Below are 15,888 nucleotides of genomic sequence, written 5' to 3' on the forward strand. Positions count from 1 at the left end.
TACCCACGTGTTACTCACCCGTCCGCCGCTAACATCAGGGAGCAAGCTCCCATCTGTCCGCTCGACTTGCATGTATTAGGCACGCCGCCAGCGTTCGTCCTGAGCCAGGATCAAACTCTCCGATAAAGTAGTTTGACTGACTACGCACATCGCTGTGCGATTTACATTAAAACTTGAATTAACAGGTACGTTTTGTCTTGTTTAGTTTTCAAAGAACTTTGTCGCCGCTCTTTAAGCGACTTTATAATCATAACATTTTACGTCGTTTCCGTCAACAACTTTTTTCGTAATTTCTTTAAAAAGCTTATCCGTCATCAGCGACGTATATTAGAATAACACCCTTACGTCTTAAAGTCAACATATAACATGAATTAAATAATAAAATGCTTAATCACTACTAATGCTGCTATTCCCGGTATGCCCAAGATTCCGCTTATGGCTGTTGTGACAATATTAATCGGCACATGGATGCCGAGGCTGCCTCCGAACATGTTCACACATACCAGCAACAAAGCACCCGCTACACATTTAACAGCAGTTATACCAATCCACTTTAAAGGCTTTGCAGGCGAACCTGATAAAAACAGAAGAACAACTAGTCCTAAAATAATCCCTATAATAAAAATTGGCTCCATGAATCTTCTCATCCCCTTCACTTGTTCTAGTACAAGCTTATGAGAAGATCCAGGAGTTTAGACCACTTACTTCCACCGGCTGATTTTCAAATTCCGCTGTTTCGCTTCCCTCAAGTAAAAAAAATACTTCGCTTCAGCTACCTTCAGCTCGCATAAAACTTCAGCTGATGGTTCAAGGCTTTTTTCAACCAGCTTCTTTTGCCTGTTCCACTCTTCCTTTTGCTTAAAAAGCTGCTCGATTAGTTTTTCATCAAACTCTCTTCTCAATGTTTTCTTGCGAAGAAAACCCATGGATCGCTTTTTCCTCCCTTACAATTCACGTCTTCCTTCAAGTGCCTTAGAAAGAGTGACCTCATCAGCATATTCCAAGTCACCGCCGACGGGCAGTCCGTGGGCAATACGGGAGAGCTTAATACCAGATGGCTTCAAGAGCCTTGATATATACATCGCTGTTGCTTCCCCTTCTATATTAGGGTTTGTTGCGAGAATCACTTCTGTCACTTGATCATCCTGTAATCGTTTTAACAATTCTGGTATTTTTATATCCTCTGGTCCGATGCCGTCCATTGGAGAAATGGCGCCGTGGAGAACATGATACTGGCCGTTGTATTCTTTCATTTTCTCCATAGCAATAACATCCTTAGGGTCTTGCACAACACAGATAATGGACTTATCCCTTCGTGAATCTTCACATATATAACAAGGGTCCTGGTCTGTAATATGCCCGCAAACTGAGCAATATGTCAGATTGCGTTTCGCATTTACCAACGCTTTCGCAAAATCTAATACCACATCTTCTTTCATACCTAGAACAAAAAAAGCCAGACGGACCGCTGTTTTCGGTCCGATCCCTGGCAATTTCATAAAGCTGTCGATCAGCTTTGATATTGGTTCAGGATATTGCATTTTCTTTTATCCCCCTAGAACAAACCTGGCATGTTCATTCCTTTTGTAAATTGACCCATTGTTTCGTTTGTGATCTCGTCAACTTTTTTCAAGGCTTCATTCGTTGCAGCAAGCACTAAGTCCTGGAGCATTTCGATATCTTCCGGGTCAACTACATCTTCTTTAATGATGACATCCAGAATTTCTTTTTGGCCGTTTGCTTTAACTGTTACCATACCGCCGCCTGCAGTTCCTTCAACTACCTGTTCTGCAAGCTCTTCTTGAGCCTTGGCCATATCCTTTTGCATTTTTTGCATTTGTTTCATCATTTTTTGCATATTTCCCATTCCGCCACGCATATTATCCACTCTCTTTCATTTTGTTAGTCTTTTATTTCAATTAAATCCGCTCCGACAAGCTTTTTCGCTTCTGCAATAAGCGGATCTTCTTCAGCCGGCTCATTTGATCCTTCATTTTCCTGCTGATGATCTACTAAAAATTCTTCTCTTATTTTACCCCATTGTGCTTCTGGAACGCCAATCAAATCCATTCTTTTTCCGAGCATAGATTCTAAAATCTGTTCAAGATTAGTCCGGACACCGTTGTTATCCTCGGCGACCATTTTACAATGTATTTCATATTTGAATTTCAGTACAAATGCCGAAGAAGCTGCAGCCACAGGTTCACTGTCATTCAGCAGCGCAGCATGTGATACTTTGTTTTGCTGTTTCAGGTGAGCCAGAAGCTTGCCCCAGCTGCTTCTGAGCTGATCAAGGTCCGTCCTCGTTGCTTCCTTCAAAATTTCATGAATTCTACCTACCGGCGCTTTGTAATTGGATTTCCCGCCTTTTGGCGCACGCGGCGCTTCTTTTTTCGGACTTTCCGCCGCTGCTTTTACGCCGGTTGTTTTGAGCCGTTCTACTTCTTGCTCAAGCTGCTGGATTTTTTTCATCAGCATATCAACTTCAGGCAGGTCTGCAGCAGCTGGTGTATGAGACGTTTGGCAAATCTTCACCACAGCCACTTCAAAGAAGATGCGGGGATGGTTCGTCCATTTCATTTCCTGGTGGCTCTTGTTCAGGATATCAATCATTTCATATATCGCCTGGGTCGGAATTTGTTCACTCAATTCACGGAACGTTTCATCGACTTTTACTTTTTCCAGTACACCCTCTAAGCCAGGAGCTGTTTTGAACAGCAGCATGTCCCTGAAATAGAAAATCATATCCTCTATCAGCTTCGCCGGGTCTTTCCCTTGCTGAAGCAGCTCATTCAATGTTTCCAAAGCTTCAGAAACATGTTTTTCATGCAGAGATTGCGCAAGCTTTCCTATATATAATTGAGAAACTGCTCCGGTAATCAGAAGCGCATCATCAACTTTTAGCTCGTCGCCGCTGAATGAGACTGCCTGATCAAGAAGGCTCAAAGCATCCCTCATACCGCCATCTGCAGCACTCGCAATAATGTCGAGCGCCCCTTCTTCAACCTGCAGCTCTTCAGCATCAACTATTTTGTTCATACGTCCGACAATCGCTTGGGATGTAATTCGCTTGAAGTCAAAACGCTGACATCTGGAGATAATGGTTAAAGGAATTTTGTGCGGTTCTGTTGTTGCTAAAATGAAAATACAATGCTCAGGCGGCTCTTCTAATGTTTTTAATAACGCATTAAAGGCGCCGATAGAAAGCATATGCACCTCATCTATGATATATACCTTATATGTGACGGCCGATGGGGCAAACTTCACTTTGTCGCGGATGTCACGAATTTCATCAACACCATTGTTAGAAGCGGCGTCAATTTCTATGACATCGGATATGGACCCGTTTGTTATCCCTTTACAGGCTGCACATTCGTTACATGGCTCATCAACAGGAGCGTGTTCACAGTTGACAGCTTTGGCAAATATTTTGGCCGCACTGGTTTTTCCCGTACCCCTTGGCCCGGAAAACAGATAAGCATGAGAAAATTTCTTTTGCAAAAGGGCATTTTGAAGCGTTTTTGTAATGTGCTCTTGTCCGACCACATCTTCAAAGCGCTGAGGCCTGAATACTCGATATAAAGCTTGGTAACTCACGGGTGCGCCCTCCTCCGTTATTCATCATTCCCATTATACATGAACCGTGTATCGATTCCAAAAGCTCTTTTACATAACAAAAAACTCACCTAATATTAGGTGAGTTTGAAAATTTGATGATTGATTTACCGTGCACCTTCTGTCGATTCGCTACCCTAAGCGTTACTTAAGCAGTTAGCTCGGCCCAGGCAACCCTGCGGCACATGAGAGGTTTCACTTAATGCTGCTTCCTTCCGGACCTGACATGGTTCATGAATTCCCATTGCGCAGGACCCAAACGTCAACACCACTTACTTAAGGCAGACCTTAAAGTAAACGAACCTCGAGAAGGGATTCGGCCCCGCTAGAGCGGATTGCGGGTACAGGGCACCGCTACCTCCCCGCTTAGCACGGCAAAATAAATATCAAATTTTATGTCGCATCTATGACGATGCACACATAAGTATATCCTTTTCCCCTAAAAATTGCAACCTTACTACTCAGACAAGTTTTTCCTAGAAGCTTTCTTCTTTTTTCTCAGATCTCTGAAAAACGCACTGAGCATTCCTCCGCATTCTTCCTCTAGCACACCGCTCACCACTTCAGCCTGATGATTAAAGCGTTCTTCCTGAAGAAGGTTCATTAACGTGCCTGAACAGCCTCCTTTTGGATCAAATGCGCCAAATACTACTTTCTCCACGCGTGAAAGCACGACGGCTCCGGCACACATCGGACAAGGCTCGAGGGTAACGTAAAGTGTTGCGCCTTCCAGTCTCCATGTTCCAAGTGACTTGCACGCTTCATCAATCACAAGCATTTCCGCATGAGCGATAGACCGCTGCTCTGTTTCTCTTAAATTGTGCGCGCGTGCCACGATTTTATCATTCACAACAAGCACGGCCCCAATCGGCACCTCGCCTTTCGCTTCAGCTTTTTTCGCTTCTTTTATTGCTTCTTTCATATAAAGTTCATCTTGATTCATCAGATTAGCTCTCTTTTCAAAGTTTTTTCCTTACCTAAAAAGGCTACATATTAACTATAACTTAAACAGAAAGGAGACTGTCGATGTCTAAAGCAGACACAGCTCTTCTCATTGTAGACATGATCAATAATTTTGAATTTGATATGGGAGAAAGTCTCGCCAACAAAACAGAAAAAATCGTTCCTCACATTTTATCATTAAAAAAGCACGCAAGACAAAATGACTGGCCGATTATATACATTAATGATCATTACGGGCTTTGGCAAGCGGATATCCAAAATATCCAGCAAGAATGTGAAAACGAGAAAAGCAAGGCCATTATTGAAAAGATATCGCCCGAGGATGCCGACTATTTTTTAATCAAGCCGAAACACTCCGCTTTTTATGAAACAGCCCTCCATACCCTCCTGACTGAATTACAGGTGAAACGCATTGTCTTAACAGGGATAGCCGGAAATATATGCGTGCTGTTTACTGCTAATGATGCTTACATGAGAGAATACAGCATTACAATACCTAAGGACTGCATTGCTTCTAACAGCGATAAGGACAATGAATTCGCTCTAACCATGATGGAAAATGTTCTTTTCGCAGAAATTACAACTGAAGAACAAATTACAGAAAAACAAACATGATTAGCGCTTTCCTTTCATACATTGTAGCGATATGAAAGGAGGCGTTTTTCATTCAAATTTATGTGGTGAAACAAGGCGACACTCTTTCTGCTATCGCTTCACAATACAGAACAACTGCAAACGAAATCACAGAAACGAATGAAATACCGAATCCCGACAGCCTTGTTGTCGGACAAACCATTGTTATTCCAATAGCTGGCCAGTTTTATGATGTTCAACAAGGTGATACCCTGACATCCATCGCACAGCAATTTAATACAACAGCAGCTGAGCTTGCCAGGGTGAACCGCATCCAGTTAAATACCGTACTGCAGATTGGTTTCCGTTTATACATTCCTCCAGTTCCAAAAAGAGACATTGAATCAAGCGCTTATTTGGAGCCACGCGGAAATCAAGTCAGCGAAAATCTCCAGCAGGCGGCCAGAGAAGCATCGCCCTACTTAACGTACCTTGGCGCATTCAGTTTCCAGGCACAGCGTGATGGAACCTTAGTCGCACCGCCTTTAACGAATTTAAGAAGCATTGCAGAGAATCAAGGCACGACATTGATGATGATTATAACGAACCTAGAAAACCAGGCATTCAGCGATGAGCTCGGCCGGATCCTTTTGAACGACGATACTGTGAAAAGAAGACTTTTGAATGAAATAGTCGAGAATGCCAGAAGATATGGCTTCCGTGCTATTCATTTTGACTTTGAATACTTACGGCCCCGGGATAGAGAGGCATATAATCAATTTCTCCGCGAGGCAAGGGATCTTTTTCATCAAGAAGGCTTAGAAATTTCTACGGCGCTTGCCCCTAAAACAAGCGCAACACAGCAGGGCAGATGGTACGAAGCCCATGATTACAGAGCACATGGCCAAATTGTAGACTTTGTTGTCCTCATGACATATGAATGGGGATACAGCGGCGGACCCGCTCAAGCCGTTTCTCCAATAGGACCTGTTCGGAACGTCATTGAATATGCTTTAACCGAAATGCCCGCCAATAAAATTGTCATGGGGCAGAATTTATATGGATATGACTGGACACTGCCATATACAGCAGGAGGAACTCCGGCAAGAGCAATAAGCCCTCAGCAAGCCATTGTCATAGCCGAACAAAACAATGCCGACATCCAGTATGACCAAACCGCCCAAGCCCCTTTCTTCCGCTATACTGATGCAGAAAACAAAAGGCACGAGGTGTGGTTTGAAGACGCCCGTTCGATTCAGGCCAAATTCAATCTGATTAAAGAGCTTAATTTAAGAGGGATCAGCTACTGGAAGCTGGGGCTTTCCTTTCCTCAAAACTGGCTGCTGCTTTCTGATCAATTTCAAGTTGTCAAAAAGACGTTCCGTTAATTTGGAAACGTCTTTTTTTCATAGGGGAATCCAAGGGTTGTGATACAATATGAAGGTCAGCAATTGACGGACGTTTTTTAGAAATAAGGAGGATTCCAATGAATACAGCCCCTTTTATCGCAGTTGAAGGTCCTATCGGGGCAGGAAAAACAACGCTCGCGACGATGCTTTCACAAGAGCTTGGATTCCCTATGATCAGTGAGATTGTTGAGGATAACCCATACCTTGATAAGTTTTATGACAACATAGAGGAATGGAGCTTCCAGCTTGAGATGTTTTTTCTTTGTCACAGGTACAAACAGCTTGAGGATACCAGCCATCACTTTTTAAATGAAGGACAGCCTGTGATAGCTGATTATCATATTTATAAAAATGTGATTTTTGCTGAACGAACGCTGTCTGAACAGCAGCTCAACAAATACAGAAAGATTTTTCATCTTCTTACCGATGATCTTCCTAAGCCAAATTTCATCATTTACATAAAGGCAAGTCTGCCCACATTGTTACACCGCATTGAAAAACGCGGGCGTCCCTTTGAGAAAAAAATTGAAACAAGCTATTTGGAACAGCTGATCGCAGATTATGACATCGCCATCAAGCAACTGCAGGAAGCAGACCCATATCTTACGGTGTTAACAATAGATGGCGATTCAGAGGATTTCGTTTTGAATAAGAGCGATTTTGAACGTATTGCCGCCCATGTAAAGGAGCTTATAAAATGAAGGAACATCATATCCCTGAGAATTCAATCATTACAGTAGCAGGAACAGTAGGTGTCGGAAAATCTACTTTAACAAGAGCATTGGCTAAACGGCTTGGCTTTAAAACCTCTCTTGAGGAAGTCGATCATAACCCATACTTAGAAAAATTCTATCATGATTTTGAACGCTGGAGCTTCCATCTGCAAATCTACTTCTTAGCTGAACGATTCAAAGAACAGAAAAATATTTTTGAAGCCGGCGGAGGGTTTGTACAGGATCGTTCTATTTATGAGGATACTGGGATTTTTGCAAAAATGCACGCTGACAAAGGGACGATGTCAAAGATTGATTATAAAACCTATACAAGCCTGTTTGAAGCAATGGTCATGACACCGTATTTCCCGCATCCTGATGTGCTGATCTATTTAGAAGGCGATCTGGAAAACATATTAGCCCGGATTGAAGAACGCGGACGTGAAATGGAGCTTCAAACAGATCGGTCTTATTGGGAAGAAATGCACACGCGTTACGAAAACTGGATCAGCGGTTTTAACGCTTGCCCTGTCCTGAAAATCCGTATTGAGGATTATGACTTGAAGAATGATGAAAGTTCTATCGAGAACATTGTTGATCAAATCGCAACTGTCATTCATGAAACGAAAAAAAAGTGAATCTCATGACCTGAGATTCACTTTTTTATGATATTAAAAAATCCGTTGCAAACGATGCAACGGACAAAACAATCTCCAATATATGCTTGAGTTTCATTAGAATTAAAATCAATATGGCGGAGGAAGAGGGATTCGAACCCCCGCGGGCTTTGACACCCCTGTCGGTTTTCAAGACCGATCCCTTCAGCCGGACTTGGGTATTCCTCCGTATCGACAAGACTTACTATATCATGAATGTTTTATGATGGTCAAGCATTTTTAAAAACTTTTTTGTTTTTATGAAAATGTTTAATTTAAATAGCAAAAGGCGCGCCTTATCAGGCACACCTTTTCAGCTTTACGCTTTGATGACTTCTCTATTTCCCATATAAGGACGAAGCACTTTTGGTATAATGACGCTTCCGTCTTCCTGCTGATAATTTTCTAAAATAGCGGCAACTGTTCTTCCAACTGCCAAACCTGAACCGTTCAATGTGTGTACATGCTCTGGTTTGCCTTTCACTTCACGTCTAAAACGAATGTTCGCACGTCTGGCTTGGAACGCTTCGAAGTTGCTGCAAGAAGAAATTTCACGATATGTGTCTTGGCTCGGAATCCAAACTTCTATATCGTATTTTTTCGCAGCCGTAAATCCTAAATCTCCCGTACACATGCTCATTACACGGTATGGAAGTTCCAACAGCTGGAGCACACGCTCAGCCTGGTTTGTTAGTTTTTCTAACTCATCATAAGAATCTTCCGGCTTTACAAACTTCACAAGCTCCACTTTATTAAACTGGTGCTGACGGATTAATCCGCGTGTATCGCGCCCTGCTGAACCAGCTTCTGAACGGAAACAGGCACTGAATGCCGCATAATTAATCGGCAGGCTGTCACCTGACAGAATTTCATCCCGATGCATATTTGTAATCGGCACTTCAGCAGTCGGAATCAAGAAGTAATCCTCTTCCCTGATCTTAAACGCATCCTCTTCGAACTTTGGAAGCTGTCCTGTTCCCGTCATGCTTGCACGGTTTACCATATAAGGCGGGATAACCTCAGTATAGTTATACTCATCCACATGAAGGTCAAGCATAAAGTTATAAAGCGCACGCTCCAAACGAGCACCTAAGCCTTTATAAAACACGAAGCGGCTTCCTGTTACCTTCGCAGCACGTTCAAAATCAAGAATGCCGAGCTCATCAGCAATATCCCAATGCGGTTTTGGCTCATGTGCAAATGAAGGTGTTTCGCCCCATTTCCGGATTTCTACGTTATCATCTTCCGTTTCACCGACTGGCACTGATTCATGCGGAATATTCGGGATTGAAAGAAGAATGGTCTCAAGCGCAGATTCTACTGTTCTTAATTCTTCATCAAGTTTTTTAATTTCCTCGCCGACTTCACGCATTTCTTTAATGATGTGATCCGCGTCTTTTTTCTCGCGTTTCAAAGCAGCTACCTGCTGGGATACTTCATTCCGTTTTCCTTTTAGTTCTTCTACTTTTCCGATAAGCTCTCTTCTTTTATCATCAAGCTCCTCGAACTTATCAAAATCTGTTAAGTCTTCGCCTTTGTGTATAAGCTTTGCTTTAATTTCTTGAAAATTTGCTCTCAGCATTTTCGTATCAAGCATGCGAAACACTCCTTTTTTCATTAAATTCATTGAATTATCGAAAATAAAAAGAGCCCTCATCCCCATGAAAGGGACGAGAGCTCTCGCGTTGCCACCCTGATTGAAAACAAGCCATAGACTTGTTTTCCGCTTTCACACATAACGGTTATCCCGTAAATGCCTACTTCATTCAGCATTTCGCTCAAGGATGGATTCAGACAGCATCTTTCACCGATTCGCACCAACCATCGGCTCTCTTAGAAAGAGAGGCTTCCTACTAGTTCCTATCAACGCTTTTCGATCTTTATTTGTGTTTATAATGTACTATAAGTTTCCACAGCTTTCAACTGTTTTATACAAGGGCTTTCTGCTTGTATTCCTCTACCATTTGAACGAACAGCTTTGTCACTCGATGATCCTCTGTCAGCTCCGGATGGAACGAACAGCCTAAGAAATTACCCTGTTTAGCCGCAACAATGCGTCCGTTATGCTCAGAAAGCACTTCAACATTTTCACCGGCTTCCAAGATATGCGGCGCACGGATGAATACACCAGTGAAAGGTTCGTCCAGCCCTTTAATTGTTAAATCAGCTTCAAAGCTGTCAACCTGCCGGCCAAACGAATTCCGTTCAACAACTACATTCAGCAAACCTAAATGAGCGTTATCTGAACCGGCAATTTCCTTTGCTAAAATAATTAAACCGGCACATGTCCCAAACATCGGTTTTCCCTGAGCAGCAAACTCACGCAATGGCTCCATGAATTGATACGTATCAATTAAACGGCGCATTGTCGTGCTTTCTCCGCCCGGCAAAATTAAACCATCAATTTCGTTTAGCTGCTCTGGGCGTTTAATAACAAGTCCAGCTGCACCGCATGCTTCAATTGCATGGATATGCTCTCTTACTGCTCCTTGAAGTCCTAGTACACCTATTGTTAACATGTCGCAGCTCTCCTATATTCTTACCAGCCGCGTTCTTGCATACGCTGTTCTGGAAGTAAATTTGAGATTTCGATCCCTTTCATTGCAGTTCCAAGCTCTTTTGAAAGCTCTGCAATCAATTTATAATCAGTGAAGTGAGTTGTTGCTTCCACAATTGCTTTTGCAAATTTTGCAGGATTGTCTGATTTGAAGATACCAGAACCAACAAATACACCGTCAGCGCCAAGCTGCATCATAAGTGCCGCATCAGCAGGAGTCGCTACGCCGCCAGCCGCAAAGTTAACGACAGGAAGTTTACCGTCTCTTTTAATTTGTTGAAGCAGCTCATAAGGCGCTCCCAAATTTTTCGCTTCAGTCATCAGCTCATCGTCGCTCATTGCAACTACTTTGCGTACTTGAGCGTTTACCTTGCGCATATGGCGAACAGCTTCAACGATATTACCAGTTCCAGGCTCACCTTTTGTACGAAGCATAGAAGCGCCTTCAGCAATACGGCGTGTTGCTTCGCCGAGGTCACGGCAGCCGCACACGAAAGGAACTGTATATTCATTTTTATTCAAATGAAATTCTTCGTCAGCCGGAGTCAGAACTTCACTTTCATCAATGTAGTCAACACCCATAGCCTCAAGCACACGCGCTTCAACAATATGTCCGATACGCGCTTTTGCCATTACAGGGATGGATACAGCATTCATTACTTCTTCCACGATTGTAGGGTCTGCCATACGGGCAACTCCTCCAGCCGCACGAATATCAGCTGGTACACGTTCTAGCGCCATTACAGCGACAGCTCCAGCCTCTTCAGCAATTTTCGCTTGTTCCGCATTGATGACGTCCATGATGACGCCGCCTTTTTGCATTTCTGCCATTCCGCGTTTTACACGTTCAGTACCTGTTTGAGCCATTTCTTGGTCCCCCTAATCAAGGTATAGTTATATGATTTCTATTTCTTATTGTATCCTAGAAATCCAATAATTCATATGGATATAACTTATTTTATTCGGTTTTTAGGGCTTTGAAAATCATTTTTTATTAAAAATTGGGTTTTTTCAGTATATTAAGCGAAAGAGCCCTAACATCAATCAGAGCTCTTTCAATTCATTAAAACCAGCCAGTTACTGTATCAACAATGCTTCCCCAGATACCAGCGAAAAATCCGCCGATGCTGCGCATTGTTAAAACAAACCAGTTTGCTTTATCTACATTTTCTTTCGTCACAAGGTCTACACCTGCCAGGCTGCTGTTAAGGAACCCATAGTCCTTTTCATCACCTGTATATTCCGCAGTCAGTTTCCCAACCTTCGTCCCTTTTTTCACAGGGGCAGTCAAAGTGTCTTTGTTTAAAGTGACTTTTGCTTTGTAATTCTTTTCTTCACCATTTTTGACAGGAAGAGAAAATGCCTTGCTTGTGACAATGCCTACTTCTTTCTCTTTACCTTTATCTACAGAAATGGTTTTATGGCCTTTTACCTGATCGCCTTCAGCATAAATTTCTTTCATAGAGAAATTGTTGAAAGCATAATCAAACATTTTTTTCGTTTCATCGAAACGGCCAGTGTGAATGTTGCCTTTTGCGTTTAACACCACAGTGATGACACGCATTCCGTTTCTTTCAGCAGTTCCTGTGAAACATGAACCCGCAGAGTCAGTAGAACCTGTTTTCAGTCCATCTACAGTTGCACCTTTGTACTCGCTGACTAGACCCTTCAGCATAAAGTTCCAGTTCGGCATGTCCATTTCATCATCTGTGCCTTTTCTGAACTTCATTTTTGAGATGCTGGAAGTTTCTAAAATCTCAGGGTAGTCAGTAATCAGGTGATCTGCAAGAATAGCCATATCCTTAGCAGAAACTTCACTTTCTTCATCTACGCTTGTCCCTTCAGGCTGCTTGCCGTGAAGATCTTTGTTTTCAAGACCTGTTGCATTAACAAATTTGTAATTTGTTAATCCCAGTTCTTTTGCTTTTGCATTCATTTTTTCAACGAACTTTGTTTCAGAGCCTGCAATAACTTCTGCAATGGCAATCGCAGCCGCATTTGCAGAATAGATTGCTGTCGCTTGATAAAGTTCTTTTACTGTGTATTTTCCGTCTTTTCGAAGAGGAACGTTTGATAAACTGTTATCTTGGGAAATCTCATACACATAGTCATCAGGCGTATAGGTTTGATCCCATTTTACTTTGCCTTCATCAATTGCTTCTAATAACAGATACTCTGTCATCATCTTTGTCATACTTGCAATTGGCAGTCTTTTCTCTGCGTTTTTGCTATAAAGAATTTTACCTGAAGAAGCTTCGATCATAATAGCAGCTGATGCGTTGATATCAATTGGATCGCTGGCAGCCTTTGCTTTTGACATTGGAGTCAGGCAAGTTACGGCCAGTGTTAAAACAACCAATGACATCAATAGCTGTTTACATTTCTTGATGTTCAATCGTACGACCTCCGTATTTCATTTTTCTTCATCTATAATTAAGCCGTTAAGGACATTTTCAATGCACAACAGTATAAATTTTATCATAATCGGTATAAAAAAAATAGACAGAGTCAGAGACCCTGTCAAATGTTTTTAATTTGTAACAATTTATTTATGAAATTGTATAGTTCGGTGATTCTTTTGTAATCTGTACATCATGCGGATGACTTTCACGAAGGCCTGCACCAGTCATACGAATGAACTGAGCTTCTTCTCTTAAAGCGCGAAGATCTTTAGATCCGCAATATCCCATACCAGAACGAAGACCGCCGACTAGCTGATAAACTGTTTCTTCAACTGGCCCCTTGTAAGGTGTGCGTCCTTCAATGCCTTCTGGAACGAATTTTTTATTTTCTTCTTGGAAGTAACGGTCTTTACTTCCTTTTTCCATTGCAGCCACAGATCCCATACCGCGGTATACTTTGAATCTTCTGCCTTGGTAGATTTCAGTTTCACCAGGGCTTTCTGACGTACCTGCCAGCAAGCTTCCAAGCATAACAGCATGTCCACCGGCTGCCAATGCTTTTGCAATATCGCCAGAGAATTTAATTCCGCCGTCTGCGATAATTGTTTTGCCATGTTTTCTTGCTTCAGTCGCACAGTCATAAATGGCTGTGATTTGAGGTACACCAACACCTGCTACCACACGAGTAGTACAAATTGAACCAGGTCCGATTCCTACTTTGACAACATCAGCACCAGCTTCGAAGAGTGCTTTTGTCGCTTCAGCTGTTGCTACGTTTCCAGCGATAATATTTAATTCAGGATACGTTTCACGGATCTTTGTCACTGTGTTTAACACGCCTTGAGAATGCCCGTGTGCTGTATCGATAACAATGACATCCACATTGGCTTCTACAAGCTTTTTCACGCGTGTCATCGTGTCGCCAGTTACACCAACTGCCGCGCCAACGATCAAACGGCCGTGAATGTCTTTAGATGAGTTAGGGAACTCGATAACTTTTTCAATGTCTTTAATCGTGATAAGACCTTTTAATTTATTTTGATCATCAACGAGTGGAAGCTTTTCAATTTTATGTTTCTGCAAAATCTTTTCAGCTTCGTCTAAAGTCGTTCCAACCGGTGCAGTGACAAGTTCTTCTTTTGTCATAACATCGCTGATTTTCATTGAGTAATCAGAAATAAAACGAAGGTCGCGGTTAGTGATAATACCGACAAGCTTTTGGTCTTCTTTGTTATCTACAATCGGAACACCGGAAATTCTGTATTTCCCCATCAAATGCTCCGCATCAAAAACTTGGTGATCAGGAGTTAAAAAGAAGGGATTTGTAATAACGCCTCGTTCAGAGCGTTTTACTTTATCAACTTGTTCAGCCTGCTGCTCGATCGACATATTTTTATGAATGATGCCCAAGCCGCCCTGTCTAGCCATTGCAATCGCCATTGCTGATTCTGTTACAGTGTCCATACCTGCGCTGATGACAGGAATATTCAGCTTTAACGTCTTTGTAAGTTCAACAGATAAATCCACATCACGCGGAAGTACCTCTGACTTAGCTGGTACAAGCAGCACATCGTCGAACGTTAAGCCTTCTTTTGAAAATTTACTTTCCCACATTAGTAAATCCCCCTCTTTTCGGCAAAATATTATATGTAGATTATCAACAAGCCAAGAGCATGTCAAGGAACCGAAAAAGAGTTGAAATATTTAGATAACGGAAAGGAATTAGAAATACATATGACATATCATGATTGGAAAGACTTAGCGCTATTTTACTCCGTAGAATCAACCCAGAAATTTCTAGAAAAAGTCTATGTCTTAAATGGTGCAGATGAGGCGAAACAGAACTCTTTTAAAAACAGCGAGCGGTTTATTTTCTTCTTGAAGCATGCTGAATCATTTTATAAGCAAGCCTCTTGCTCGCCTTTAGAAATCAAACCGATTCTTTTATTCTACGGGATGTCACAGCTGATCAAAGCATGTCTCATCACACAGGATCCTCACTACCCAAGCCATACATCAGTTCTCGCACATGGCGTCACAGCGCGTAAAAGAAAGAAGCAAAATTATTGTTTTAGCGATGATGAAGTGAAAATACAACGCAACGGTTTATGTATGCACTTCATGAAACACTTATTTGGTCAATCAGGTATAGAAGATGAACGGTATACTATGAAAAAGTTATTAGCCGCTATTCCAGAGTTAAGTGATATTTTTCAATTTCAGAAAAAGGAACGTTTTATTATAAAGGTTGAGAAGGAAAAGGACATGGTTTCTATACCAGAGGATATCGTCATTCATTATAAGATGTCTGATTCACGATTTGTTGAATATATGTCTCATCATTTTCGATGGACCTTTTTGAAGAAAGATAAAGATGACCTGCTGTTCCATCTTTCGCGGCAAGACATAAATCCATGGACGTCAATCAGCCTATTATTTGATTTGGACAAAAGACAATATTATATTCCTTCTAAACGAGATCAGTTTCTTAAACTTCCGGAAATAACAATCCATTATTTAATTTTGTACAACATAGGAATGATTGCGAGGTATGAGACAGAATGGTGGTATGAGCTGTTAACGCAGCATGTCAGTGATGATTACGTGTTAATTCAGCAGTTTTTAATGGTAACGGAAAACAAATTTCCCAAATACGTTTTGAAATTCCTGCAACAATATATATAAACAAAAAACCCAGCTCAATGAGCTGGGTTTTACCCTTGCTTGGCGGCGTCCTACTCTCACAGGGGGAAACCCCCGACTACCATCGGCGCTGAAGAGCTTAACTTCCGTGTTCGGCATGGGAACGGGTGTGACCTCTTCGCTATCGCCACCAAACAATTGAGAGTGTTCTCTCAAAACTAGATAACAGGTGTGACATCATTAGAAATTAGGTTAAGTCCTCGATCGATTAGTATCTGTCAGCTCCATGTGTCGCCACACTTCCACCTCAGACCTATCAACCTGATCATCTTTCAGGGATCTTACTTCCTTGCGGAA

At 42.0% G+C, this 15,888-nt stretch carries 16 protein-coding genes, 1 tRNA gene, 3 rRNA genes, 1 other RNA gene and 1 other annotated feature; of the genes, 5 read left to right on the top strand and 16 right to left on the bottom strand.

Annotated elements, in window-relative coordinates; translation table 11 throughout:
- From KXD37_RS23880 to tadA, 8 genes are all read right to left on the bottom strand, one after another.
- Positions 1 to 126 (bottom strand): 16S ribosomal RNA (locus KXD37_RS23880); the annotation flags it as partial.
- A 245-nt stretch (positions 127 to 371) separates the two neighbouring features.
- Positions 372 to 635, bottom strand: a complete 264-nt coding sequence (bofA, locus tag KXD37_RS23885) for a sigma-K factor-processing regulator BofA (RefSeq protein WP_024123600.1) — start codon at positions 633 to 635, stop codon at positions 372 to 374.
- 66 nt (positions 636 to 701) lie between these two features.
- A complete protein-coding gene (locus KXD37_RS23890; RefSeq protein WP_024123599.1) occupies positions 702 to 926 on the bottom strand; it encodes a YaaL family protein in 225 nt (74 codons plus the stop codon).
- An 18-nt stretch (positions 927 to 944) separates the two neighbouring features.
- Complete coding sequence (gene recR, locus KXD37_RS23895) at positions 945 to 1,541, bottom strand: recombination protein RecR (protein ID WP_024123598.1); 597 nt, start codon at positions 1,539 to 1,541, stop codon at positions 945 to 947.
- Between the two features lie 14 nt (positions 1,542 to 1,555).
- Positions 1,556 to 1,879 carry a YbaB/EbfC family nucleoid-associated protein gene (locus tag KXD37_RS23900; RefSeq protein WP_014112282.1) on the bottom strand — a complete coding sequence of 108 codons (324 nt, stop codon included), beginning with the start codon at positions 1,877 to 1,879 and terminating at the stop codon, positions 1,556 to 1,558.
- Between the two features lie 23 nt (positions 1,880 to 1,902).
- Positions 1,903 to 3,597 (bottom strand): DNA polymerase III subunit gamma/tau, encoded by a 1,695-nt coding sequence (dnaX, locus tag KXD37_RS23905; protein WP_254517983.1) that lies wholly within the window; start codon positions 3,595 to 3,597, stop codon positions 1,903 to 1,905.
- A gap of 128 nt (positions 3,598 to 3,725) precedes the next feature.
- An RNA gene (ffs, locus tag KXD37_RS23910) (signal recognition particle sRNA large type) lies at positions 3,726 to 3,990 on the bottom strand.
- An 82-nt stretch (positions 3,991 to 4,072) separates the two neighbouring features.
- Positions 4,073 to 4,558 carry a tRNA adenosine(34) deaminase TadA gene (gene tadA / locus KXD37_RS23915; RefSeq protein WP_024123596.1) on the bottom strand — a complete coding sequence of 162 codons (486 nt, stop codon included), beginning with the start codon at positions 4,556 to 4,558 and terminating at the stop codon, positions 4,073 to 4,075.
- A gap of 83 nt (positions 4,559 to 4,641) precedes the next feature.
- Between tadA and KXD37_RS23920 the strand changes: the two genes are divergently transcribed.
- The 4 genes from KXD37_RS23920 to dck all read left to right on the top strand — a co-directional run bounded on the left by KXD37_RS23920 (position 4,642) and on the right by dck (position 7,911).
- Positions 4,642 to 5,193 carry an isochorismatase family cysteine hydrolase gene (locus KXD37_RS23920; RefSeq protein WP_010332741.1) on the top strand — a complete coding sequence of 184 codons (552 nt, stop codon included), beginning with the start codon at positions 4,642 to 4,644 and terminating at the stop codon, positions 5,191 to 5,193.
- Between the two features lie 62 nt (positions 5,194 to 5,255).
- A complete protein-coding gene (locus tag KXD37_RS23925; RefSeq protein WP_263463803.1) occupies positions 5,256 to 6,539 on the top strand; it encodes a glycoside hydrolase family 18 protein in 1,284 nt (427 codons plus the stop codon).
- 98 nt (positions 6,540 to 6,637) lie between these two features.
- Entirely contained in the window at positions 6,638 to 7,261 is a 624-nt protein-coding gene (gene dgk / locus KXD37_RS23930) for a deoxyguanosine kinase (protein ID WP_105955735.1), read from the top strand.
- Positions 7,258 to 7,911, top strand: coding sequence for a deoxyadenosine/deoxycytidine kinase (gene dck / locus KXD37_RS23935; RefSeq protein ID WP_024123592.1), 654 nt, complete (start codon positions 7,258 to 7,260; stop codon positions 7,909 to 7,911). Before dgk ends, dck begins: the two co-directional genes overlap by 4 nt.
- A 114-nt stretch (positions 7,912 to 8,025) precedes the next feature.
- Here the strand turns inward: dck and KXD37_RS23940 are convergent.
- From KXD37_RS23940 to guaB, 6 genes are all read right to left on the bottom strand, one after another.
- Positions 8,026 to 8,118: transfer RNA gene (locus KXD37_RS23940), tRNA-Ser, on the bottom strand.
- A 130-nt stretch (positions 8,119 to 8,248) separates the two neighbouring features.
- Entirely contained in the window at positions 8,249 to 9,526 is a 1,278-nt protein-coding gene (gene serS, locus KXD37_RS23945; RefSeq protein WP_263463804.1) for a serine--tRNA ligase, read from the bottom strand.
- Between the two features lie 66 nt (positions 9,527 to 9,592).
- Positions 9,593 to 9,805 (bottom strand) — a binding site (T-box leader).
- A gap of 52 nt (positions 9,806 to 9,857) precedes the next feature.
- Complete coding sequence (gene pdxT / locus KXD37_RS23950; protein ID WP_024123590.1) at positions 9,858 to 10,448, bottom strand: pyridoxal 5'-phosphate synthase glutaminase subunit PdxT; 591 nt, start codon at positions 10,446 to 10,448, stop codon at positions 9,858 to 9,860.
- A 20-nt stretch (positions 10,449 to 10,468) separates the two neighbouring features.
- Complete coding sequence (gene pdxS, locus KXD37_RS23955) at positions 10,469 to 11,353, bottom strand: pyridoxal 5'-phosphate synthase lyase subunit PdxS (RefSeq protein ID WP_024123589.1); 885 nt, start codon at positions 11,351 to 11,353, stop codon at positions 10,469 to 10,471.
- 196 nt (positions 11,354 to 11,549) lie between these two features.
- Positions 11,550 to 12,881 carry a D-alanyl-D-alanine carboxypeptidase gene (gene dacA / locus KXD37_RS23960; protein ID WP_024123588.1) on the bottom strand — a complete coding sequence of 444 codons (1,332 nt, stop codon included), beginning with the start codon at positions 12,879 to 12,881 and terminating at the stop codon, positions 11,550 to 11,552.
- 154 nt (positions 12,882 to 13,035) lie between these two features.
- On the bottom strand, positions 13,036 to 14,502 hold the full coding sequence (guaB, locus tag KXD37_RS23965) for an IMP dehydrogenase (RefSeq protein ID WP_024123587.1): 1,467 nt from the start codon (positions 14,500 to 14,502) through the stop codon (positions 13,036 to 13,038).
- A gap of 120 nt (positions 14,503 to 14,622) precedes the next feature.
- On the opposite strand from guaB, the gene KXD37_RS23970 reads away from it, so the two are divergent.
- Positions 14,623 to 15,573: a YaaC family protein gene (locus KXD37_RS23970; RefSeq protein ID WP_151175186.1), complete on the top strand. Its 951-nt coding sequence runs from the start codon at positions 14,623 to 14,625 to the stop codon at positions 15,571 to 15,573.
- 37 nt (positions 15,574 to 15,610) lie between these two features.
- Here the strand turns inward: KXD37_RS23970 and rrf are convergent.
- Positions 15,611 to 15,726, bottom strand: a 5S ribosomal RNA gene (gene rrf / locus KXD37_RS23975).
- Positions 15,727 to 15,779: 53 nt separating this feature from the next.
- Positions 15,780 to 15,888 (bottom strand): 23S ribosomal RNA (locus tag KXD37_RS23980); the annotation flags it as partial.

Source organism: Bacillus sp. XT-2 (genome assembly GCF_025696525.1).
GTDB classification, from domain to species: domain Bacteria; phylum Bacillota; class Bacilli; order Bacillales; family Bacillaceae; genus Bacillus; species Bacillus halotolerans.